This is a genomic window from SAR324 cluster bacterium, from assembly GCA_015232315.1.
In the GTDB taxonomy this organism is placed as follows: Bacteria; SAR324; SAR324; order SAR324; family NAC60-12; genus JADFZZ01.
On the sequence record JADFZZ010000003.1, the window covers coordinates 318,805 to 340,684 of the forward strand.

Below are 21,880 nucleotides of genomic sequence, written 5' to 3' on the forward strand. Positions count from 1 at the left end.
ATTTGCCGCGCATGATCAACCTCAACCAGGAGCAACATTATGAACTGGCTTCAGAAAATTGTTTTATTGCTATGCCTCATGCTGCCAGGCGCATGGGTGCAAGCCAAAGAAGTCACAGCCACCGGAACAGCCGCCATTTTTGAAGGGAATACCGGCAGCGCTAAAAATCAGGCCATTCTAAATGCCCAGCGGCAGGCTGTTGAGCAGGGGATCGGAACCTTTATTGATTCTAATACGTTTGCTCAGAACTTTGAGGTGATCAAAGACGAAATTCTCACCACCAGTCGGGGGTATATCACTCGTTATGAAGTGATTCAGGAAGGCGCGTCGGCGGATGGAACAAACTATGAAGTGACAATCCGCGCGGATGTCTCGGATGAAAAAATTCAGGATCAACTCAAAACACTGCGGATCCTCCATCAAAAAATGGGCAACAAACGCATCATGGTGATTTATCAATCCGCCGATCCCAATGCCTTACCCCGTGATAACAGTGGGGTCCAAAGCACCCTTTCCATCATTCGGGATCAGTTCAATCAGGCAGGTTTCAGAGTGTTCAATGAACAGGTGATGGGGGAGGTGTATCAGGCCATCGAACGGGCCGCTATCGTAGATCGGCCCGCGGAGTCACTGATTGCGCTGGCGTTGGATCAGCATGCGGAAATCCTGGTTCGTCTGGAAATGATCGCCGGAAAACGAGGACAGAAAGGTGGAATGTTTTATGCGGCCAAAGTCATGGTACGTATGCAAGTGTATGATGCCAGCAACGGACGTCAGATCGCGGATGTGACCAAAGAAGACAAGCAGTTGTCCTCTTATGCGCCAGGCCCTTATGACTGGTTGGAAATGCTCAGTAAGGCCGGAAAACGTGCCGGAGCAGAAGCCTCCAAGGAAGCGATTGAACGTATTTCTGAATTTTATCAGTCAGTGGGAGACACCGGCTTTGCTTATCTGATTGTGTTCAGAAATTATACCGCCGAAGAGGAAGACAAGATTCTGGATTATCTCGAAAACACTGAGGGTTTCAAGGATCTGACAGAGTTGAAAAACTCTTTGGGATATTTGGAACTGGAATTATTTTCTTCAGAAAGCAAAAGTCGCTTGCGCCGTAAAATCCGCAGAGATCTGAAAACCGAGGGCATTGGCGCATTGGCGCAGGATGCGACCGGCAACCGGATGATTTTTGTCAATCCCGCGGCCATGCCACCAGAAGAAGAATCCTCAAAAATCATTGAGGATGACGCCGAGTGAGTTCAACAAACCTGTCCCGTCGTACAGTGGCATTCCAGACCATGGGATGCCGCCTGAATCAGGCCGAAACCAACCTCATCACCAAATCCCTTCAAGCCCGGGGCTATGAGATCGTCACTTCTGAAGAGGACGACGCGGAGGTCTATATCCTCAATACCTGCACGGTCACACAGCATTCTGACGCAAAAAACAGGCAGATGATCCGGTCGGTACATCGGAATCATCCTGACGCGCTGATTGCCGTCATTGGCTGTTATGCCCAGATGTCCGCACAGGAAATCGCGGAAATAGAGGGTGTAAAACTGGTTCTGGGTAATGAAAACAAACTTCAGATTGCTGATTTTCTGGATGAAGCCCGGGTTTCTGAAACGCCACTGGTGATTACTCCCAAAATTGTAAAAACAGCCTTCACCTTGCCGGTCATGGACTGGCTCAATCCACATCAAACCCGGGAACATCTCAAAATCCAGGATGGCTGTGATTTCATGTGTTCCTTCTGCATCATTCCCTTTGCCCGGGGCCGTTCCCGTTCGCGGGAATTTGACAATTGCCTGGAAGAAGCCCGGGCGCTGGTTCAGGCCGGTGCGAAAGAACTGGTTTTGACAGGCGTGAATGTCGGCACGTATGGCATCCATTCCAAAACATTGATCCACATGCTGGATGCGTTGAATCAACTGGATGGACTGGAACGCATCCGCATCAGTTCTATTGAACCCACCACAGTGGAGCCACTGATTCTTCAATACATGGCTGACCCGGGACATAAACTGGTGCCTTACCTGCATCTGCCGTTGCAATCCGGCTCCAATGAAATACTGGAATGGATGAAACGCCGCTATACCCGGGAGATGTTCAGGGAAGACGTATTGCGGGCTGTCGAACAAGTGCCGGATCTGTGCGTTGGAACAGATGTCATGGTTGGTTTTCCCGGAGAAACTGACGAACATTTTGATCAGACCTGGCAATTGCTGGATTCTTTGCCTGTGCATTATTTCCATGTGTTTCCCTATTCAGAGCGTGAAGGAACTCCGGCTGTGAGAATGGCCGGGAAAGTTACTCCACAGGAAAAACAGCGCCGCAGTGAAGTTTTGAGAAAATTGAGCCAATGGAAACGCCGGGAGTTTTATGGTAAAGCACTCAAGCAAATTCGTTATGTGTTGTTTGAAGCACCCAAAGGTTCCCGAATCGATGGTTTGACAGACAATTACATTCGGGTGTCTGTCGAAGGCGAAGCGGTCGGACAATATCACAATCAGGTCCTTCCTGTGTTCCTCAGTGAATTGCGGGAAGACATGATTTCAGGGGAGATCAGGACAGGGGATTAACCATTGTTTAATCAATTTTTTAACCAAAAAGGAGAATCATGAAAATATTTAACGGTCTGATGGTTTTTATCACACTGTCATTGATCGGTTGCCAGAAAGATGTGGCCCCCAATATCCAGGTCAACAGCGATCCGGAAATTCTGGCACGTGGACAATACCTTGTGCATCATGTTGCCAGTTGTATTGATTGCCATTCCGAACGCAACTGGGACTATTTTTCCGGCCCTCTTGTTGAAGGAACTGAAGGCAAGGGAGGAGAAGTGTTTCCTGAAGAAGCCGGATTTCCCGGAAATCTCTATGCCGACAACATCACCCCTGCGGGTTTGAAGGGTTGGACTGATGGCGAAATTCACCGGGCTGTCACTGAAGGACGCTCTCAGGATGGACATGCCCTGTTTCCACTCATGCCCTATCTCTCCTATGGACAGATGGCCACTGAGGATGCTCATGCGATTGTCGCCTATCTCAAAACCTTGCGTCCCATCGAAAACAATGTTCCGGAAACCGATCTGAATTTTCCGTTGAACCTGATTGTCCGGACCATGCCCATGAAAGCGAATCCACAACCATTGCCAGAGCGCTCCAATGAAGTAGAATATGGACGCTATCTGGTTACAATTGCCGCCTGCGCAGATTGTCACACCCAGGCTGACAAAGGTGAAAAACTGCCGGGAATGGATTATGCCGGCGGGTTTGAATTCAAACTCCCGCGAGGTGGTACCACCTATTCAGCCAACATCACCTCGGATAATGACACAGGTATTGGACTCTGGACCAAAGAGCAGTTCATCGACAAATTCAAAAGTTATGACACTCCTGAAGCAAAAATGATTCCGGTACAAGCCGGTGAAAAAAACACCGTAATGCCCTGGACCATGTTTGCCGGGATGACCCGCGAAGATCTGGGCGCAATCTATGAATACCTCCGTACAATTCCAGTAGTCAGCAATACAGTAACCATTTTTGTTCCTGCAAATTGATGGGATCAGGCCCTCAAAATTCCAAAGTTCTTATGCTTGATATTTTGTAGTGTGAACCTCGGATTATTGTAAATAACCTCTCGCCTGTCATCTGCCCTGAATCATGACTCAAACCAAAGTCATGGATTCAGGGGCATCAATACAAAAACCTTTCAGCTTCAGTGTCTGCGCTATTTCTGAAACACTGTTTTTGGGGTTGTTTGAAGCCTTGATTTCGTAAGCGTTCAGTCGTCAGCCATCAGTTTTCAGGAATTCTCAAGGCATGGAAGCCAAACGATATTTTCTGCTATTGAGTCATAATGCTTCTGAAGCGTATAAACATTGAAAGCTGAATACTGAAAGCTGAACGCTTACTTGATTTCAAACCTGTTAATGCAAGGAGAACAATATGAATATTCAATGGATTGTCGCATCGGATATTGATGGAACCCTGACTGGGGATCGTGAGGCACTCAACAGTCTGGGACATCAGATCAGCTTGTTGAGAAAAAAGGGGGAACTGCGACTGTTTTTGGTAACAGGACGTCGATTGGATCAGGTGCTGGAGGGTTTTCAGACTGAGGGCATTCCTGAATCAGACGCCATCATTTCACAGGTGGGCACAGAAATTTTTATGCCACCTTACTCCAGAACAATGTCCCCCATGCCTGAATGGGAAACAAAGTTGCGTTCACAATTTTCCAGAGCTCAGGCTGTCTCATTTCTGGAGGGCATTGAAGGACTGGAAATGCAACCCGATGTGTTCAATACACCGCTGAAAGTCAGTGCCTATCTGGATAAAGCTCCCGATCCGGATAAAGCCGCGGCCAAGATTCAGGAACGGGTTCTGGCCTTTGGAACCGGGTATCAGGTGATCTGGTCCAGCGGTCGTGATCTGGATATTTTGCCGTCTGATTCCGGCAAAGGAAAAGCGATATGGTTTTTAATGGAACATCTCAAATTGACTCAGGCTCAATTGGTTGTCGCCGGAGATACCGGAAATGACTGTTCCATGTTTGCGGAAATGAGATCAGGAGTGGTTGTCTGCAATGCGACACCTGAACTTAAACAATTTGTAAAATCTCACCCGTCTCTCTCCATTTATCAGGCCCGCGAGAAATACGCCGCAGGAGTGGCAGAAGGTCTGCGTCATTTCGGTGTGATTCAATAATACACAACGGCACTGTCAATCGAAGCAATCAACTGGTATTGTTTTCGCCGACGAGGCCTCCTTTCTTATCCACCGGAGCGTTTGACGGTATAGCCCAATTTGGTCAGTTCGTTCATGAGTGAATCCCGGTGATCGCCTTGAATCTCGATCACGCCGGCTTTGAGGGTCCCACCTGTTCCACATTTTTGTTTCAGTTGGGTTGCCAATTTTTTAAGAGCAGTCTCCTCCAGAGGAATACCGGTAATCACTGTCACGCCGGAACCTTTACGTCCCTTGGTTTCGCGACCTACCCGTACAATGCCATCATTGGGAATGCCTGCTTTTTTCTGCTGGCAACGACATTGTGCCAAGGGTTTACCACACGTGGGACACCCCTTGCCAAACTCAGTGGAATAAACAAGGCCCTCATTCCTGTTATCTTTAGATTTCATTGAGTCCTTAATAATATGTGTTTTTTGTAGAATTAAAACCCTTGCTGGCTAAATCCGGGGCGACTCGGGCACGATTGCTCCGTTGGGCTTTAGCCATCATGATGAGCATTGAATCAATCAGACGAATATTTTCAGAAACCAAGACAGAGAGGGGGGGAAGAAGAACCACGCGTTTTAGATTACGAGGCAGGAGCCCCGCAACCAGAAACATCATTATGCGAGACAGCGACTAACTCTGAAGATAGCGGTAAGCATTATAAAAAAAGGCCATGCCATCGCCATCTTCCCGGATGTGGGGCAACCGGGTCCAATGCGGATGGTTGGTGTAATGATTGAAGGCCTCAGGATGTGGCATGAGTCCCAGGACATTGCCTTGTTTATTGCTGATTGCGGCAATGCCCAACGGGGAACCATTCGGGTTATAAGGAAATTCTTCCGTTGCCTGATCTTCAGGTGTCGCATATTGCAACGGAATTTGCTGCTCGTTTGTCAGAGTACGGATCAGTTCTTCTGAGGCCTCAATGCGTCCTTCACCATGACGAATCGGCAAGTAAACACTTTCCATTCCCCGGGTAAAGACACATGAGGATTTTGAATTGACCTTCAAATTCACCCAGCGGTCTTCAAAACGCCCATTCCGGTTGTTGGTGAGTGACAATTCCTGCATACCGATGGTCTGTGTTGTTGCCGGAAGTATCCCCATTTTAACCATCACCTGAAAGCCATTGCAGATTCCCAACACCAGTTTGCCCGCTTCAATGAATTGAGCGAATTCATCCTGCAGGTACGTGGAATGTTCTGGAAGATACGTGAATTTCAGCCGATTTGCGCCCAAACGCCCCGCCCCAAGATTGTCGCCATCCAGAAATCCGCCGATGAACACCATAAACTGATAATCAGATAGACGGATTTTTTCATGAATCAATAACGATGTATGAATCACATCCACTTTGCCGCCAGCTTTTTGACAGCAGTGAGCGGTTTCTTTTTCACAGTTCAGTCCATAGCCTGAAAGAATCAAAGTTTTCATATAAACCATTTAAAGTTTTACAAATGCTTCAACGGAGCCTGCCAGCTTGTTTTGAAGTTCATGACAGTGTCCTTGATCAAAAGGTCTTTTCCGGAGCGAATGATAAATTCCGGTGATTGAGTGACTTGACCGAGCAACACACAAGGATGCGGTTCAAACACTTTTTCAAAAGCGGTTTGATGTTCAGGTGAAATAGTCACCACAAAACGGCTGGGGGTTTCGGAAAAGAGAAACTTGTCAGGTCGTAATTTTGAGGCGGCTAATGCCTGCGTCAGATCCAGATTCATTCCCAATCCACCGGAAAACGCGGTTTCAACCAACGCGACAGCGATCCCCCCATCAGAACAGTCATGACTGGAACGAATCAATTGCTGATCCACCGCATCCGCATGGGATTGATACAGACTTTTCGCTGAGTTTCCATCAACTTTGGGAACGTTTGCCCCCTGCAAACCCAGATGTTCATAATATTCTGAAGAGCCCAGTTCATCACGTGTAGCACCCAGCACATACACCAGATCTCCAGCGGATTTAGCATCACTGGTGATCGTTTTCCGCACATCCTCGATCTTGCCGATCGTGGTGAACAACATGGTGGGAGGAATGGAGATTTTCAGCGATCCATGGCGGTAATCATTTTTCATGCTGTCTTTACCTGAAATACAAGGAACACCATACAGCGTGGTCAGGTCATACAGTGCTTTGTTGGCTCGCACCAGTTGGGCCATTTTATAGGCACCATCCGGATTATGTTCTGAAACCACCGGGTCGCACCAGCAGAAATTATCGAGTCCGGCAATTTGTTTGAGCGATCCTCCAACCGCAATGATGTTGCGCACCGCTTCATCAATGGCGCAAGTCATCATGTGATAGGCATCAATATCGCTGTAGCGTGGGCAGATCCCATTGGCCACCGCCACACCTTCCATGGAATCAAGCAAGGGACGAATCACCGCGGCGTCAGCCGGACCGTCGTTGGCCACACCAATCAACGGCTTGATCACACTGCCACCCTGAACTTCATGATCATACTGCCGAATCACTGATTCCTTGCTGCAAATATTCAAGTGCCCCAGCAGAGCATGCAGAACGTCAGTCAGATTTTCCGGCTGTTCAAATGGAGGTTCTGTCAGTGACGGAGGAGTCCAGACCGCAGAAAGTTTCATGGGAGGGAGTCCGTCATGCAGAAATTCCATAGCCATGCAGGCCACCAGTTCGTCATGATACGTAGCGGTCAGAAATCCTGAATCGTTGAACGTGCCGAGCACAGTGGATTCCACATCCATGGATCGGGACAGTTCGAGAAAGGTCTGGATAAGTTCTTGCGGAACCGCCAGCGTCATACGTTCCTGTGCTTCGGAAATAAAAATCTCCCAGGGCTGGAGTCCCGGATATTTCAAGGGTGCTTTATCCAGTTCGATACGTGCGCCATTGCTGGACTGTGCCATTTCGCCGACGGAAGAGGATAACCCTCCGGCGCCGTTATCGGTGATACAGCGGTACAATCCTAGAGTGCGGGCTTCCAGCAGAAAATCAAACATGCGTTTCTGCACAATGGGATCCCCGATCTGCACGGCTGTGGCCGGAGACGCTTCATTGAGCGCTTCTGAAGAAAAGGTCGCGCCATGGATTCCGTCTTTCCCGATACGTCCGCCAACCATCACGATCGCGTCGCCGGGGAGCGCTTCTTTTTTATGGGCGGGTTTGCCCTTGAGGGTCGTCGGCATCAACCCACCTGTTCCGCAAAATACCAGGGGTTTGCCCAGAAAACGTTCATCAAACACAATCGAGCCGTTCACGGTGGGGATTCCGCTTTTATTGCCGCCATGTTCCACACCGTGGCGAACTCCTTCAAAAATCCGTCGGGGATGCATGAGTTTTGGCGGAATTTCCTTGTCATAAACCGGAGACGCGAAACAGAAGACATCTGTATTAAAAATCAGTTCCGCACCAAGTCCTGTTCCAAAAGTATCACGGTTCACACCAACGATTCCTGTAAGCGCACCGCCGTAGGGATCCAGTGCTGATGGCGAATTGTGGGTTTCCACTTTCATCACCAGATTCCAGTTTTCATTGAACTTGATGACACCCGCATTGTCAGAAAACACGGACACACACCAGTCCGCATCGCCCATTTGTTCGCGAATCGCATTGGTTGAACCTTTCACACAGGATTTATACAGCGAATGAATGGTTTCTGTTTTGCCAGAGGTCGTGTCAGTGTAATGCACCTCGGCATTAAAAATTTTGTGTTTACAATGCTCCGACCAGGTTTGGGCAATGATTTCAAGCTCAACATCGGTCAGTTCTGTGCCAATCCCGAGACGCTGACGTTCTTCCAGCACTTCAGGACGGTTGAAATGCCCAAGGATTGCCTGTGCTTCCTCTTCAGAAAGCGCCAAAGTTCGTTCTCTGCTCAGTTTCATGATTTCATCAATTTTGCTGAACGTAAACCGTTCAACCCGAATTGGAGTTTTCAAATCCACCACGGGCAAGGCCATGAGCCGATGTTTTTCCTGTGCCCATTCCTGTTTGGAAAAAATGAAAGCCTGTTCAATCAGGTTGTTCATGAGCAGTTCGTAGGTGATCCGTTCGACCTGTTCTCGCGTCAGTCTGCCTGTCACAAAATAACCACAGGAAGAATGGACATGATGTCCTTCAGGCAGTGGTTGCTGAAGCCACAGTTCCAGAGCCTCCTGAGCGGTGCGGCCTTCATTGTCGGTCACACCGGGACGAAAGCCGATTTCGATATACCAGTCAAACGGAATTTCATCGCCAAAGTATTCGTTCACTCTGCTTTCATGCAACACAGGGTCTTTCAGCACAGTTTCACACAACTGTGACACCTTCTCAGGTTCCAGTTGAGCATGATCAAATTTGTAGGCAGAAAGAGTGCGGATAGTTTCAACGGCATAGCCCAGATCGGTTTGGATCTGTTTTTTGGTTTTAATGCCTTTCGGGTCTGTCAGGGATGAATGGATCAGGAGTTCAATTCGGTGCGTCATAGTCAAACTTCGTAGTCAACAACAATAGTATTGGAACAGAGTTCTCTCACCAGAGCCAGAACAGGGAGATGGTTAGGATGTCCCGCATAGACTTGCAGGCCCTCGCGGTCATCAAAGTGCGTGGTCAGGACCACATCATACGATCGTTCAGAACTTTTGAAATCGGTTCCGACTTCCAGCCAGCGCAAGGTTTCAACGGCACCATCCAGGCCTTCTAGCGCGGTGAGCAGTTGGTTCATGGTTTCAGAATTTTTTTCCTTGAGTTTAAACATGACAATGTGTTTGACCATAAGTTCCCTTCATGCGGTTCCAAAAAAAGAACACAGCATAAAAACTTCAGTAAAAAAGTCAAAATTCTTTGATAACAATTCTTCATTGTTCATTTTTATCTCTTCTGTTAGGTTGTGTGTAAGACTTCTGGATTAAGCAAAAAAGACAACTCGAACCACAGAACAGGAATTATGCTGATATTTGACACATTAGCGTTTGCGGAAAGATTGGAAAAAGTGAATTTCAGCCATGAACAGGCAAAAGTGCTGACCGAGGAACTCAAGAATATTCTGGATGATAACGTCGCCACCAAACTGGATATTCAGGAAGTGAAACGGGAAATTCAGGAAGTGAAACGGGAAATTCAGGAAGTGAAACGAGAATTAAAGCTGGACATCAAGGAACTGGAAGTCAAAATGGAAACTCGCCTGAAAGAACTGGAAATGAGAATGACCATCCGTCTCGGCAGTCTCATGGTAGTGGCCGTTGGGGCCATGGCCACTCTGGTCAAATTGCTTTAGACAAACAACTGAATCGCAGATCGCATCGAAAAGGAATTATGCTGATATTTGACACATTAGCGTTTGCGGAAAGACTGGAAAAAGTGAATTTCAGCCATGAACAGGCAAAAGTGCTGACGGAGGAACTCAAGAATATCCTGGATGATAACATTGCAACCAAATTGGACATTCAGGAAGTAAAACGGGATATTCAGGAAGTGAAACGAGATATCAAAGAACTGGAAATGAGAATGACCATTCGTCTCGGCAGTCTCATGGTAGTGGCCGTTGGGGCCATGGCCACTCTGGTCAAATTACTGTAATCCAACTCCAGGTATTCTTCTGACACTAAAAATCCTTCTGCGCTAATTGATCCCATAACGTTACCAACGCCCTCATCCATTTGAATATCGAACCGCAGAATATGAAATACTGAATATCGAAAGAAAAAACTTCAACCTTCGACATTCCTTGTTCGATATTCCATCCTTATTTTGCCCCATTTCCGTGTGATTGTACTAAAGAACTGTCGGCAAGGAATGAAGCTTTTCATGATTCAGGATGGTCAGCAATTCCTGCTGAATGGCTTGAACAGCGGTTTCTACAGAATCGTGGTATTCAAAAAGTTCCAGATCTGAGGGGGCTATGACGCCATGATCCACCATGCGGGGGAGATTGAGAATGTCTTTCCAGAATGCTGTTCCAAATAAAATGACTTTGACCGGATCGATCTTTCCTGTTTGAATCAGGGTCAGGGTTTCAAACAGTTCGTCCAGACTGCCATAGCCTCCGGGAAAAACGACAATGGCCTTGGCCCGTTTCAGAAAGTGAAATTTCCGGGTAAAGAAATACTGGAAGTTAAACACAAACTCTTTGCTGATATAAGGATTGGGCTGTTGTTCCGTGGGCAAATGAATGTTCAATCCGATGGAGCGTCCGCCTGCGTTCATGGCACCGCGATTTCCAGCTTCCATGATGCCGGGGCCGCCGCCAGAACAGATCATGAACGGAGGTGGACTTCCGGGTTCCACCAGACTCATCGACCAGCGGGTGAGTTTTTCAGAAAGTTCTTCCGCGTATTTGTAATACACAGCCATTTCAGGGGTGCCCTTGAATTTTTTGGAACCAATTCTGGCCGAACCAAAACATAAAACGGTGTGCTTGACTTCTTCCCGCTGAAGAATGATTTCCGCATAAATAGTTTCTGCCAGCACACGAAACCACAGGGCTTCACGACTGGCGACAAACTGCTCATCCAGGGCTGGAATTGGATGGGGATGAATGGGCTGATTTTCCTGTAGTTTCCGGGATAAATAGGCCGGATACAGGGATTCCGCAAGGCTTCTGAGTATAGAGGCTTCCGGACTCAGCAAAAACGTTTTGTTGGTGAATGAATAACCATCAATATAATGCGGAACTCCCATATTTATTCTCCCAATTCGCCATAAAGATGGCCCAGTTCAATTTTTACCAGCATCTGCTGTTCAACCAGCAACATGCGTTTTTCTTCCGTTTCTGAAATTTCATGATCATAGCCTGCCAGATGCGCGCAACCATGCGCAAGGAGTCGAAACAACTCTGTTTTTTCATCCCAGCCATTTTCAACAGCCTGTTCCCTGACACGGTCCATAGAAACAGCGAGTTCTCCAAATTCGCCAGATTCCGGACTGTCCTCCCAATAAGACCAGGACAGAATATCGGTTGGTTTGTTTTTTTGACGGTATTGCTGATTCAACTCCGCCATTTCCTTGTCATGCGTGAGATAAACAGACAGATGTTGATTGGTATGTTCCAACACTCGCAAAAACAGTCCAAGAGCATGTTTCATTTTTTTGGTTGGAACAGGATTTTTGATGCCAGGGGCCAGGTTGATGTCAATCATAAGAAAAAGCGGTTAGATCCGGAAGATGTTCCAGGGTTCGTTCAAAGATTCGCAGTTTGGCACTTCGGCTTCGAGAATTTAGTTTTTGTTCGACAGCGGATGCGGTCACCGGCTTTTTGGACAATGTTCTGCCAAGCGGTTTTTTACCACAAACACAATAAGGCAGAGAAGACGGACACTGGCATGGATTTTCCCAGCTTCTGAAATGGTTTTTCACGATCCGGTCCTCCAACGAATGGAACGAAATAATGGCCAGGCGTCCATAAAGATCAAGGTATTTAATCATGGTTCGCAGCAACGATTCCAGTTCGTTGAGTTCCTGATTTACAGCGATCCGCAACGCTTGAAAGGTAAGGGTTGCCGGATGGAATCCCTTCTTGTGAAATTTTTTTGGAACAGCGGCAGCGGTCAATGCCGCCAAGTGACTGGTGGTGGTGATGGGCGTCTGTTGACGTTCCTGAACAATGGCTCGGGCAATGCGGCGAGACATGGGTTCCTCACCCCATTGAAAAAAAATTCTGGCGAGTGCCTCTTCACTTAGAGTCCGCACAAGTTCTGCCGCTGTGATTTTCTGGGTGGAAGGATCCATACGCATATCGAGAGGCCCTTCATATAAAAACGAGAAACCTCGATCTGCTTGATCAAGTTGGGGAGAAGAGACGCCAATATCAGCAATGATATAGTCAAACAGAACGTCCGGACTTAACAAATCATCCAGATGGGAAAAGGCACAGTGAAGAAGCTGGACACGTTGTTCCACGGGCTTCAATGTTTGTGCGGCAGCCTCAAGTGCGGCAGGGTCCCGGTCAGCACCGGTCAGTATTGCTTCTGGAAACGCCTTCAGCAATTTCAGGCTGTGTCCAGCTCCGCCAAGAGTACAATCCAGAATCCGATGACAGTTGGTCGGCGCATAACCAACGATTTCATCAGGCAGGACAGACAAATGAGAATAGGTTTCTGACAAGGGGAACCGATAGGTGAATCACAATTTTAGAAATGTCCGGGCTGCGGGATGATAAGAATAGAAATCCTTGAATTCCGCGTTGGTTTTGGCATCCAGCAGTCGAAACAGGGGATGTGCCATTAGTCCATTGTTGATAAATATCTGTGTCAACAGTTGTTCCACATCGGCATTCGGAGTGTCTCCCCGTGTGACCAGAACATGATACACGGCAGGTACCTCCAGAGATTGTGTCATGCGGGGATATGTCTTTTCAGGAATGGTATGAACCAGGCTCCCTTTCAATTCCGCTTTGGTTTTTTTTAACAAACTGGAAGGCAATGACAACAACTGAAACTCTGAATGGTCATTCAGGAAGGTGGTGATACCCGTTGTGGGATACGGCCCGGAAAATACCACAAAATCAGAGGTTGTGACCGCAGGCCACGGGTCTTTGATTGAGGACAGCCATTTCCATTCCAGAGTGCTGAACTGCCCTTTGAGACTGTCAGACCAATCGGATGCATTATCATAAATATATAACTGAGAATCCGCTTTGGTCTGAAAACCGGAGTTTGTTCCGATGATCTGTAGCACATTGGGCCAAAGGACGGTTACTACCTTGATCCGTGGTTTATTGTTTAAAACCTGTGAACTCTGCCCGGCTTCAATCACCGCCCATTTCCCCTGTTTTGACAGCAGTTTTCTGATTCGTTCCTCCGCAAACACTTCCGGACGATATTCAAGAGCCACCTCATTCTGTCGTCCCGGATGATTCCAGAATCGCTGGAGTTCTCTGGCAAAATCACCCGTACCTGTCTGTTCGGGTCCGGCCCATAAAATCCAGGCGGGTGGGGCTCCATGTGTCGGGGATAAAAGTCCACCAATAAAAATAAGAGTCAGAAAAAATTGTTTCATGCAATCCATGCTACGGTTGACAGGTTGGACAAAAAAAAGTGCTACGCTGTTGCTGAACCATGCGTTGAACCGGAGTGTGGCAGATCCGACAAGGCTGATTCGTTTTATCATACACATTCAGAAAATTCTGAAATTCTCCAGTTTTGTCATCAACTCTGCGAAAATCAGAAACAGAAGTGCCATGATGATCAATGGAATCCTGCAAGATCCGCCGCATCGCCTCATACATTTTCTGACATTCTTTTTTTGAAATCCGATGGGCTGGACGTTCCGGGTTAAGTCCAGACGCAAACAGAATTTCAGACGCATAAATGTTTCCAATGCCGGCGATATTCCGCTGGTCCAGCAAAAACACCTTGATCGGCCTGGCTGATTTCTGACATTGCTGAAACAATTCCAGGGAGGTGAAGGTTTCCGCCAGCGGTTCCGGTCCAAGTTTTTCCAGCTTCTTTTCAGCCTCTTCGGGGGTCAGTAATTCCAGCGTTCCGAGACATCGGACATCTTCATAAACCAGCAGAGCTTCAGGTTCCAGATAAAACCAGACACGATGATACGGGCCTTGAGCCACATCAGGATGGGTCACCACAAATTTTCCTGTCATCCGCAAATGCCCCAGCAAAATGTGCCGGTCCAGTTCAAACAACAGATATTTGGCACGTCGGCGAATCACCCTGATTTGCTGGCCAGCCAAGGCGTTTGCAAAAACATCAGCCTTCACCGAGAGCGGAGTTTCCCTGAAAACTTTAACCTTCAGAATTCTGGAACTTTCCACCCGTTTGCGCAAACCTCTGACGACTGTTTCAACTTCTGGTAGTTCAGGCATGACATGCTTTCACAAATGGGGAAACACGAGGATTGTTGTTTCATCTTGCGACAATCGGGCTCAGTCGCTAATAACAGGAAAGCACTCATAATCCCGATTTCACATGGATGTTGTCAAGCGGGATGTTTACAAGAACATAAACTCAAAATAAAGACAGGAATGGAACCATCGTCATATTCGAATCAGATATTGCATTCTGTTAAAAAATCGCTGGGTCTGGAGGCATCGAAACCACCTCCTGCCAAAATCATCATCCGCACCCCAAACTGGCTGGGCGATCTGATGATGTCCACAGCGTTCATCCGTGCGGTGCTGGACACTTATCCCAGAGCCAGAGTCGATTTGATTGTCAGAGCAGGGTTTGACAGTCTGCCGTTACCTCAGCGCGGACAAATCATTCCGTTTGACCGGAAGCGTCATGCCCTGGGAATGTTCGGCGAAGAATTCAAAGACAAAGGCTATGATCGTTTTTATGTGTTACCGCCCAGTTTTTCTTCAGCGTGGATGGCTTACCACAGCGGAATTCCCGAGCGGATCGGCTATTCCGGACAAATGCGAGGATGGCTACTGCATCCAGCCAAAAGATATGCGCATCATCCCCGGACAACCCATTTGATTCAGGAATATCTGGCGCTACTGGGTGAATCTTTTTCCATGGCGCAATACCGCCCCAATCTGGACATGACAGAAGCATGGATTGAATCACAACTGGCGCCCTTCAAACAAACCTTGCCTGAGCGGTTCATCACGGTTGCGATGGGTGCCATTTTTGGTCCGTCAAAACAATGGCCTGTCGAATATTATCGTGAATTGGTTCATGATATTTGTGAGAATCTGAAAATTCCGGTGGTTCTGCTGGGCACGCCACAAGAACATGTTTATGGAGAGAGTGTCCGGTCATCCCACCCGCTGGTCATCAACTGGTGCGGCAAAACCAACATGGCAGAATTGGTGGCGGTGCTTTCACGTTCAGAACTGCTGATAAGCAATGATTCTGGAACCATGCATGTCATGTCGGCCCTCCGCCGTCCGCAAATCGCTATTTTCGGTTCCACGTCTACCGTGTGGACTGGGCCGGTGAATCCCTATGCGGAAGTGTTGCATCTCCATCTGGCATGTTCTCCCTGTTTCAAGAAAAAATGCCGTTTCGGACATTACAATTGTCTCAAACAGATTCTGCCGCATGAAGTATTCAATCAGGTCTTTTTATTATTGCAACGCATTGAAATGGAACATTCTTCCGAACTTCAGGGACTTCTCTATCCACGCGCTGACGAAACCATGGCCGCACTGGAACATCCGGGTGTGTTTGAAGCGGCACCGGGTGTGACCAAAAAATAAGTAAGCGTTCAGTAGCAGAAAATATCATTTGGCTTCCTGTTCTTGAGAATTCCTGATAGCTGACGGCTGAACGCTTACAAAAATAACAGGGATCGGGTTAACGCCATTGCAACGGGTTATCGTCCAGAAGATCCGTAACGTTGCTTCCAAGCTGATTCATTTTTTCAAAGTCATCCTCCTTCAGAACCAGATCCGCTGAGCGAGCGTTAGAGGTCACCTGTTCCGGATTTCTGGCGCCTGCGATCACACACGAAGCCTCATGATGAAGAATCCACGCCAGCGAAAGTTCACTCAGACTCACCGACCTTGAATCTGCGATGTCCTTCAATTGGAGCAATGCCTGTTGCACCACTGGGTACACATCCGGTTGAAACAAACGGTGACTTTTCCGATGATCGCCTTTGGCAAACTGTGGAGCCTCTCCAAATTTTCCGGCAAGAATTCCCTGTGCCAATGGTGAGTAGGCCAGCAACGTCATCTGATGCTGCTGGCAATAAGGCAGAATTTCCTGTTCGGCGTGTCTCCAGAACAGCGAAAACGGAGGCTGAACACTTTCTATCGGACCAAACTGTCGGGCCTCCTCCATTTGTTGTGCTGAAAAATTGGAAACCCCGATTGCTCTGATTTTTCCATCATTTTTTAATTGAACCAGAGCGCGCATGGTTTCTTCGATCGGCACTTTTTTACTGCCAAAGGTCCCGGCAGGCCAATGGATTTGCAGCAGATCAATCACATCAGTTTCTAGGTTTTTAAGTGATTGTTCGCAAGATTGAATCACCTGCTCATAACCAAGTTTGTTGGGAAACACCTTGGAAAAATAAATTACTTGAGACCGACATTTCCTGAAAGCTTTGGCCAGCGTTCTTTCCGAGTAACCATCGCCATAGATTGGAGCTGTGTCAAAAGTCGTGATGCCTGAATCCAAAGCGGATTTCAGTGCTTTCTGGATCTGGTTGTCATCAATTCCAGCCCACATGGTTTTTCCCGCTTGCCAGGTTCCCATGATGACCCGTGAAATTTCAATAGAGGTTGTTCCTAAAGTTTGATAGCGCATGATTCCTGTCTGGTGAAAGGTTCATATAAATCAATACCGGTAGTTCTTCAGCATGGAGACAAACAGACTTTTGCCGAAACGTCGGGGTCTCAAAAAGAAGATGTAGCGTTCCGGTTCGTTTTTCAGCACTTCGATAAAGTGTTTGCGGTCCTGAAAAAAACAATGTAGCGGATCAAGATTACAGAACCAAAACATTTTTTATTTCGATCCGGGTTTTCCCGAGCCTTAATAAAAATTATCTTGACAGCCTGAGATGTCTTTAACTAAACTCAGCGCAAAATAATTCGTACCAATTCTCAAAATTAATTGATCAGGTTCGTATGTTCAAAAATCTTGCGCTGTTACTCCTTGGACTATCTCAAATAAAATGAGGCACAGGAGCCGCAGTGTGATGTATTTTGAGAATCGCTGTGGGTTTTCCCACAGCTAAAAAAGCCGTGGGGAGTCCCTCACGGCTTTTTTTTTGTCCTTTGGCCAGAGAGGTTGCCATGAAGAAAATGAATTTTGAAAAATACTCGTCCTACCCTGTAGTGGATATGCCAAACCGTCAATGGCCGTCCCGTACCATCAGGAACGCGCCAATCTGGTGCAGCGTCGATTTGCGTGACGGCAACCAGGCTTTATCAGATCCAATGTCAGTTGCGCAGAAACTTGAGATGTTCCAGTTGTTGCTGGAATTGGGTTTCAAGGAAATTGAAATCGGATTTCCTTCAGCCGCACAGGTTGAGCATGATTTTTTAAGAAAATTAATTGAAGAAAATAGAATTCCTGAGGGGGTGACTGTTCAGGCCTTGACCCAGGCAAGAGATCATTTGATTGAAAAAACATTTCAGGCCTTGCGCGGTGCAAAAAAGGCCGTGGTTCATCTTTACAACTCCACGTCAGAAGCTCAACGCCGCATGGTGTTCCGCAAAAACAAGGCGGAAATCATTGAAATCGCAGTGCATGGTGCCCAGTTGCTCAAGGATTATGCCGCGAAATATTCTGAGGTCGATGTAACCTTTGAATATTCGCCAGAGAGTTTCACCGGAACAGAACTGACTTATGCCCTGGAAGTTTGCGAAGCGGTTCTGGATGTATGGCGACCAACCCCTGAGAAAAAAGTGATCATCAACTTGCCCGCGACTGTCGAAATGTCCACGGCCAATGTGTATGCCGATCGGGTGGAGTGGTTCTGTAATAATATTTCAAGAAGAGATTCGATTCTTGTGAGTTTGCATACCCACAATGACCGTGGAACCGGAGTTGCGGCCTCAGAATTGGCATTGATGGCCGGAGCTGACCGTGTGGAAGGAACCCTGTTCGGCAATGGAGAACGCACTGGCAATCTGGACATTACCACCATGGCCTTGAATCTGTTTTCACAGGGTGTGGATCCGCAACTGGACTTCACCAATATCAATCGTGTGGTTGATGTCTATCAGCGTTGTACCGGAATGAGAGTTCATGAACGGCATCCCTATGCGGGGGATCTGGTTTACACCGCTTTTTCCGGATCGCATCAGGATGCCATCAGCAAAGGCATGCGTCATTACGCAAAACATCCTTCAACTCACTGGGATGTTCCCTATCTGCCGATTGACCCGGCGGACGTTGGCCGAAAATACGAAGCCATCATCCGGATCAACAGTCAGTCTGGTAAGGGGGGGGTGGCTTATATCATGGAAAATGAATTTGGTTACAAACTTCCCAGAAACATGCATCCTGAATTTGCAAAAACCATTCAGCGATTCACCGATCAGACTGGTAAGGAAATTTTGCCAGCGGATATCATGCAATGTTTCAGGCAGGAATATCTGCGTGAATTTTCCGCGCTTGCCATGAAAAATTGTGAGGTTCAGACATCCTCTCATTCCAAACAGGAAGGACACACCCATGTGAATGCGCTGATGACCGTTCATGGCGAAGAATTTCGTTTCTCCGGAGACGGAAATGGTCCCATTGACGCTTTCAGTGAAGGCCTGAGGGCTTTGATCGGTGTTAAATTTTCAATCAGCAGTTATGAAGAACATGCGCTGGAAGTTGGATCCAAATCACAAGCGGCCGCATATATTCAGGTTGAGACCGCTGAAAATGATCAGTTTTTTGGTGTGGGCGTAGATCCCAATATCAGTATCGCATCCATCAAGGCACTGTTGAGCGCCTTGAACCGTGCGGAAGCACACCAGGCACTGATGATTCAGGTTCGTCAGAAGGCATAACCCCCAAGGAACCGTGGTTAAAATGAACCGCGGTTCAACAGGATATTTTCCACTAATTGCATGAGGCAATATGACCAATCGGATTCTGGTACCGCTCGATAATTCCGCAATCAGCCTGGAAGTGGCTCGCTTTGCTGAAGAATATGCTGTCAAACATGAGAAATCCATTGATTTTCTTCATGTGCACGCCAAAAGAGATCCTGATGCTGAACAATATTTTGAGGAATTTGTAGCACGACAAACCATCAAGGTTTCCCATCAGGTGCTTCATCGTTATGGAAAATCATCCAATATTATCTTGAAAACCGCCGAGCAGGAACAATCCAGCATGATCGTGATGGCGTCTCATTCGCACACACTCATAGGACGCCTGTTGCTGGGTAGTAATACAGATTATCTGCTGCATCATGCGCCCTGTCCGGTTCTGATTTACAAGAAGTTCACTTCTTCTGTACAAAACAGGATATTGGTGCCGGTCGATTACAGCACCAGCAACATCTGTGTGATTCATTCCGCAGAAGAGTGGGCGGCTCGTGAAAATGCCGAACTGTTTTTTCTATATATCCGTGAGTCTCAAGAGCCAACCAATCCCCTGTTTGGTATGGATCCCGGAGTGGAAACAATGATGTTTGATCCCAATACAAATGCGAATCATGCTCAAATTGATCAGAAACTTCATGAAACCCTGACAAATGAGCTTCATCAGTATCTGAATGATATGAAGCTCAATATTCCCTGGAAGGCTACTGTTAAATATGGTATTCCCTATCTGCTCATCGTGGAAAGCCAGATTGAAATTCAGGCAAAGCTGGTCATGATGGCCGCACACTCACAAAGTTTTGCGGAAAGAATGTTTCTTGGCGGCACCACGGATTATATGGCACATCATTCAGGATGTCCCATTTATGTTTTCAGAGCTCCGCCAAACTGAGTATTTCACCTAAAACAGGCAGGAAATCCCTCTCGAAAGGTAGGAAACTGAAATGGATATTGAATCCGGTTGACCAGAAGCTGATTGGCTATGAGGCGATTTTTGATCAGGGTTGGATCTGGCTGAGGTAATTTACGAACGGAAGCCCAGACACTTGACTCCACCCCTGGAAACCACTCCGGATGTTGTGCCAGTTCCACTAACGCCAGAACAGACGGCATGGGGTCCAAATCCACAGCATTGATCAATTCCGGAGCGTCAGGATCCCGGATCAAAAGACTCAGGATTGACGCAAGATCCCGAACATGGATCCGATGTGTTGGACGTAGTGTTTCCGGAATCGTCTGTTGATGTATCAAACGTGTTATCAAATTTCTTTCTCTGCCATAAATTCCACCAGGCCGGATCACTTTCAGCTCAAAAAATTCTCTCAATACTTGTTCTGTCGTCAACCGTAAGGCACCATTGACAGTATCTGCAATAAACGTGGTATTTTCTTCCCAAACGCCTTCCTGATCCGGATACACGCCAGTGGATGAAATATAAATGATTTTCCGGCAATGAGGTCTTTGCTGATTCATCCAGCGTGCCCATTGTCGTAAACGCGTTGCTTCTGCTTCCGCATCTCTCAGCAACGGCGGTATGGTGAGCACCAGGGTGACAGGCGTTTCAGGGAGATTTTTCCACAATTCCGGTTGGCTCCAATCAAACAAAACAGACTGAACTGATCCAGAAAGTTGTGCCCCGGCGACTCTGGTGGTGGCCCATGAATCGGGTCCCCAGTCCCGGATGCGCAGGAGTTCCGTTCCCAGAAATCCGAGCCCCAAAATGCCGATAGCATTGTTCTTCATTTGAATACTCAATGTACACCTTTTTACGAAAAACGTGAGCGAGAAAGCCCACCGCTGTAGTGGTGGGATGAGAGCGAAACAGTAGATGATCCTCAAACGGTTCTGTCGCATCGTTTGGACTAAATATTAGAAGGGCAACAACCCTCTAATGAAATGTAGTTTGATGAAGCTGAAGCATAGAAGATTTCATCTGAATTTTTTGCGGAATTATCCACCGAATTTATCTGACCTTTTTTGATCATCCTAACGATTTCGATACCGCTAAGGGTGACTCTTGCGGAGTGAAAAGATTTAAATCCCAAAGTTGCTTTGTAAACGCGTTTTATTCCTCGATGATCCTGCTCGACGATATTGTTGAGATACTTTATCTGACTGATTTCGATATCAGTTTTCTGTTCCTTATTGAGGTCTTCGATAGCTGCTTTATTAGCTGCACTGCCATCAATAGTGATCTTTTCAGGAACTCCATTGTGTCTGAGTGATTTTTTGAGAAATCGCTTGGCAGCCTTGGTATCACGATGTTTGGTCAACAGGAAATCTATTTATTTCCTTCTTTGTCAACAGCACGGTAGAGATAACGCCATTCTCCTTTTACCTTGATATACCTCTCATCCATGCGCCAACTCTTGCCAACAAGCTTCTTCTTTTTACGGAAAGAAGCTTCCAATAAAGGGACAAATTTGATGACCCAACGTTGAAGGGTGGCATGATCCAACTCTACCCCACGCTCCTGCATCAACTCTTCGATTTCCCGATGCTCAATGCATACCTTAAATACCAATACACCGCCTGTAAAATGATTTCTTTGGGGAACTGATAACCTTTGAAGTGTTGGGCTTGGAGCATCGTCGCCTTTATCGATGGTTGCAGGAGGATAAAATGAGTGGAGAATTTACCAATTCTTTAAAAACTTGCAACAGATGCGACAGAACCGTGAGGGTTTTCCTTTAAGTCTAACTACCCGGAAATATCATCAGAGCCGGGGGTATTGCTGTTG

General features: G+C 47.1%; 21 protein-coding genes and 1 pseudogene. 9 read left to right on the forward strand and 13 right to left on the reverse strand.

Features of this window, described 5'->3' with window-relative positions; genetic code table 11:
* Positions 1–39: 39 nt before the first annotated feature.
* The 4 genes from HQM11_04305 to HQM11_04320 all read left to right on the forward strand — a co-directional run bounded on the left by HQM11_04305 (position 40) and on the right by HQM11_04320 (position 4,706).
* Positions 40–1,251 (forward strand): hypothetical protein, encoded by a 1,212-nt coding sequence (locus tag HQM11_04305; protein ID MBF0350226.1) that lies wholly within the window; start codon positions 40–42, stop codon positions 1,249–1,251.
* Entirely contained in the window at positions 1,248–2,576 is a 1,329-nt protein-coding gene (gene mtaB, locus HQM11_04310; GenBank protein ID MBF0350227.1) for a tRNA (N(6)-L-threonylcarbamoyladenosine(37)-C(2))-methylthiotransferase MtaB, read from the forward strand. The genes HQM11_04305 and mtaB overlap by 4 nt, the downstream gene beginning before the upstream one ends.
* A gap of 38 nt (positions 2,577–2,614) precedes the next feature.
* A complete protein-coding gene (locus HQM11_04315; GenBank protein MBF0350228.1) occupies positions 2,615–3,556 on the forward strand; it encodes a c-type cytochrome in 942 nt (313 codons plus the stop codon).
* A gap of 388 nt (positions 3,557–3,944) precedes the next feature.
* Complete coding sequence (locus tag HQM11_04320) at positions 3,945–4,706, forward strand: HAD-IIB family hydrolase (GenBank protein ID MBF0350229.1); 762 nt, start codon at positions 3,945–3,947, stop codon at positions 4,704–4,706.
* A gap of 65 nt (positions 4,707–4,771) precedes the next feature.
* On the opposite strand, the gene HQM11_04325 is transcribed toward HQM11_04320, so the two are convergent.
* The 4 genes from HQM11_04325 to HQM11_04340 form a co-directional block, all read right to left on the reverse strand.
* On the reverse strand, positions 4,772–5,137 hold the full coding sequence (locus HQM11_04325; protein MBF0350230.1) for a translation initiation factor Sui1: 366 nt from the start codon (positions 5,135–5,137) through the stop codon (positions 4,772–4,774).
* A 229-nt stretch (positions 5,138–5,366) separates the two neighbouring features.
* The gene (locus tag HQM11_04330) at positions 5,367–6,167 is read right to left on the reverse strand and encodes a phosphoribosylformylglycinamidine synthase subunit PurQ (protein ID MBF0350231.1); all 801 of its coding nucleotides are present in this window, start codon (positions 6,165–6,167) and stop codon (positions 5,367–5,369) included.
* A gap of 17 nt (positions 6,168–6,184) precedes the next feature.
* Positions 6,185–9,172 carry a phosphoribosylformylglycinamidine synthase gene (locus tag HQM11_04335; GenBank protein ID MBF0350232.1) on the reverse strand — a complete coding sequence of 996 codons (2,988 nt, stop codon included), beginning with the start codon at positions 9,170–9,172 and terminating at the stop codon, positions 6,185–6,187.
* Positions 9,173–9,174: 2 nt separating this feature from the next.
* Positions 9,175–9,462 (reverse strand): Dabb family protein, encoded by a 288-nt coding sequence (locus HQM11_04340; protein ID MBF0350233.1) that lies wholly within the window; start codon positions 9,460–9,462, stop codon positions 9,175–9,177.
* A 171-nt stretch (positions 9,463–9,633) separates the two neighbouring features.
* On the opposite strand from HQM11_04340, the gene HQM11_04345 reads away from it, so the two are divergent.
* Together HQM11_04345 and HQM11_04350 are read left to right on the forward strand one after the other, a co-directional pair.
* Positions 9,634–9,963, forward strand: a complete 330-nt coding sequence (locus HQM11_04345; GenBank protein ID MBF0350234.1) for a hypothetical protein — start codon at positions 9,634–9,636, stop codon at positions 9,961–9,963.
* A gap of 38 nt (positions 9,964–10,001) precedes the next feature.
* The gene (locus HQM11_04350) at positions 10,002–10,265 is read left to right on the forward strand and encodes a DUF1640 domain-containing protein (protein ID MBF0350235.1); all 264 of its coding nucleotides are present in this window, start codon (positions 10,002–10,004) and stop codon (positions 10,263–10,265) included.
* Positions 10,266–10,460: 195 nt separating this feature from the next.
* Here the strand turns inward: HQM11_04350 and HQM11_04355 are convergent, their stop codons facing one another.
* From HQM11_04355 to mutM, 5 genes are read right to left on the reverse strand one after another with little or no spacing between them, the layout of a single operon-like run.
* Entirely contained in the window at positions 10,461–11,366 is a 906-nt protein-coding gene (locus HQM11_04355) for a TIGR00730 family Rossman fold protein (protein ID MBF0350236.1), read from the reverse strand.
* Positions 11,367–11,368: 2 nt separating this feature from the next.
* Complete coding sequence (ybeY, locus tag HQM11_04360; protein MBF0350237.1) at positions 11,369–11,824, reverse strand: rRNA maturation RNase YbeY; 456 nt, start codon at positions 11,822–11,824, stop codon at positions 11,369–11,371.
* A complete protein-coding gene (gene rsmH, locus HQM11_04365; protein MBF0350238.1) occupies positions 11,817–12,788 on the reverse strand; it encodes a 16S rRNA (cytosine(1402)-N(4))-methyltransferase RsmH in 972 nt (323 codons plus the stop codon). The genes ybeY and rsmH overlap by 8 nt, the downstream gene beginning before the upstream one ends.
* Positions 12,789–12,806: 18 nt before the next feature.
* Positions 12,807–13,793: a hypothetical protein gene (locus HQM11_04370; protein MBF0350239.1), complete on the reverse strand. Its 987-nt coding sequence runs from the start codon at positions 13,791–13,793 to the stop codon at positions 12,807–12,809.
* Complete coding sequence (mutM, locus tag HQM11_04375) at positions 13,693–14,505, reverse strand: bifunctional DNA-formamidopyrimidine glycosylase/DNA-(apurinic or apyrimidinic site) lyase (protein ID MBF0350240.1); 813 nt, start codon at positions 14,503–14,505, stop codon at positions 13,693–13,695. Before mutM ends, HQM11_04370 begins: the two co-directional genes overlap by 101 nt.
* Positions 14,506–14,664: 159 nt before the next feature.
* Here mutM and waaF point away from each other — a divergent pair, with 159 nt between their 5' ends.
* The gene (gene waaF / locus HQM11_04380; protein MBF0350241.1) at positions 14,665–15,846 is read left to right on the forward strand and encodes a lipopolysaccharide heptosyltransferase II; all 1,182 of its coding nucleotides are present in this window, start codon (positions 14,665–14,667) and stop codon (positions 15,844–15,846) included.
* 97 nt (positions 15,847–15,943) lie between these two features.
* Here waaF and HQM11_04385 read toward each other — a convergent pair whose 3' ends face one another.
* Both HQM11_04385 and HQM11_04390 read right to left on the reverse strand, forming a co-directional pair.
* Positions 15,944–16,900 carry an aldo/keto reductase gene (locus HQM11_04385; protein ID MBF0350242.1) on the reverse strand — a complete coding sequence of 319 codons (957 nt, stop codon included), beginning with the start codon at positions 16,898–16,900 and terminating at the stop codon, positions 15,944–15,946.
* 30 nt (positions 16,901–16,930) lie between these two features.
* The gene (locus tag HQM11_04390) at positions 16,931–17,095 is read right to left on the reverse strand and encodes an AAA family ATPase (GenBank protein MBF0350243.1); all 165 of its coding nucleotides are present in this window, start codon (positions 17,093–17,095) and stop codon (positions 16,931–16,933) included.
* A 302-nt stretch (positions 17,096–17,397) separates the two neighbouring features.
* On the opposite strand from HQM11_04390, the gene leuA reads away from it, so the two are divergent.
* On the forward strand, positions 17,398–19,101 hold the full coding sequence (gene leuA / locus HQM11_04395) for a 2-isopropylmalate synthase (protein MBF0350244.1): 1,704 nt from the start codon (positions 17,398–17,400) through the stop codon (positions 19,099–19,101).
* Between the two features lie 70 nt (positions 19,102–19,171).
* Complete coding sequence (locus HQM11_04400) at positions 19,172–20,032, forward strand: universal stress protein (protein ID MBF0350245.1); 861 nt, start codon at positions 19,172–19,174, stop codon at positions 20,030–20,032.
* 5 nt (positions 20,033–20,037) lie between these two features.
* Here HQM11_04400 and HQM11_04405 read toward each other — a convergent pair whose 3' ends face one another.
* A complete protein-coding gene (locus tag HQM11_04405; protein ID MBF0350246.1) occupies positions 20,038–20,883 on the reverse strand; it encodes a hypothetical protein in 846 nt (281 codons plus the stop codon).
* 119 nt (positions 20,884–21,002) lie between these two features.
* A pseudogene (locus tag HQM11_04410) lies at positions 21,003–21,729 on the reverse strand (IS6 family transposase).
* Positions 21,730–21,880 lie beyond the last annotated feature (151 nt).